The sequence below is a fragment of the Protofrankia sp. CiP1_Cm_nod2 genome (genome assembly GCF_920664355.1).
GTDB lineage: Bacteria > Actinomycetota > Actinomycetes > Frankiales > Frankiaceae > Protofrankia.
Genome location: NZ_CAKKTL010000096.1, coordinates 17,494 through 19,032, shown reverse-complemented (window position 1 = coordinate 19,032; position 1,539 = coordinate 17,494). Strand labels below are relative to the sequence as shown.

Annotated in this window: 1 protein-coding gene; it reads right to left on the bottom strand. The window is 73.2% G+C overall.

Going from position 1 to position 1,539, the window contains the following annotated elements:
* Positions 1–198: 198 nt before the first annotated feature.
* Positions 199–1,539: WD40 repeat domain-containing protein (locus tag NBW84_RS12635; protein WP_250284800.1), on the bottom strand; the 1,341-nt coding region annotated here is incomplete at its 5' end.

The following is a 1,539-nucleotide window of genomic DNA, read 5'->3' as shown; positions in this document are numbered from 1 at the left end:
CCCGATCTCCTCGGCGATGTCCCGCTGCGGGGTGGTGTGGCGGACCCGCCGGATGTGCTCCAACACCCGGTCCCCGATGCCGTCCATACGGCCAGATTACCTGATCGATTGGGAAAATCCCAACACCCGTTGTCGTTGGCGGGCCTCAGGTGCCGCCAGGGCGTGACCGCGGGCTCCCAGGGATGTTCGCGGGGCTGGTCAGCCCATGTCCCACAGCCGTATCGCCTCGTCGCTGGAGCTGGCGAGGGTGCGTCCGTCCGCGGTGAAGGCCACCGACCGCACCCCGTTGGTGTGGCCGGTCAGGGGGGTGCCCAGGGGGTGGGGTGCGGTCCGGTCGGAGACGTCCCACAGCCGCACGGTCCGGTCGCCGCCGGCGCTGGCGAGGGTGCGCCCGTCCGGGGTGAACGCCACCGACCACACCCAGCCGGTGTGGCCGGTCAGGGGGGCGCCCAGGGGGTGGGGTGCGCTCCGGTCGGAGACGTCCCACAGCCGTATGGTGTGATCGTCGCTGGCGCTGGCGAGGGTCCGCCCGTCCCGGGTGAAGGCCACCGACACCACCCAACTGGTGTGGCCGGTCAGGGGGGTGCCCAGGATGTGGGGTGTGCTCCGGTTGGAGACGTCCCACAGGCGTATGGTCCGGTCGCCACTGGCGCTGGCGAGGGTGCGCCCGTCCGGAGCGAACGTCACCGAGCCCACCCAGTCGGTGTGGCCGGTCAGGGGGACGCCAAGCGGGTGGGGTGCGGTCCGGTCGGAGACGTCCCACAGCCGTACCGTGCGGTCCTCGCCGGCGCTGGCGAGGGTGCGCCCGTCCGGAGCGAACGCGACCGAGACGACCGTGTTGGTGTGGCCGGTCAGGGGGACGCCCAGGGGGTGGGGTGCGGTCCGGTCGGAGACGTCCCACAGCCGTACCGTGTGATCGTGGCTGGCGCTGGCGAGAGTCCGCCCGTCCGGGCTGAAGGCCACCGACCGCACCCTGTCGGTGTGGCCGGTCAGGGGGGCGCCCAGGGGGCGAGGGGCGGTCCGGTCGGAGACGTCCCACAGGCGTATGGTCCCATCGCCGTTGGCGCTGGCAAGGGTGTGTCCGTCCGGGGCGGAGGCTATCGACTCCACCCAGCTCGTGTGGCTGGTCAGGGGGGAGCCCAGCGGCTGGGGGACGGGGGAGGCCCTGACGCTGAAGGCAGGGGAGTCCTCGCCACGGGAGGCTGTGACGGCGATGGCGATGGCGATGGCGAGCAGCACCGCCGTTGCCGCGGCGGACACGACAAGCGCGGTGGTGCGTGGCCGGCGCGGTCGGCGCCGGGACGAAGAGACCGGGTCAGCATGCTCGGACGGGGCGGACCTGTCCGAGGCCGATGTGGGTGGCCAGGAACGGCCCGCGTCACGGACAATCGTCGGATAGAGATCGCGGTCGGTGGATACCGGGACGGGTACGCCCGGCCTGCCCGGTGGCGCATCCCTCCGCGTCCCGGGCGGTGTCGGTGCCCGCGGGGCGGTAGAGGGCTGGTCGCCGGCGGTGCGGATGTCGTCGTCGAGGCGGAG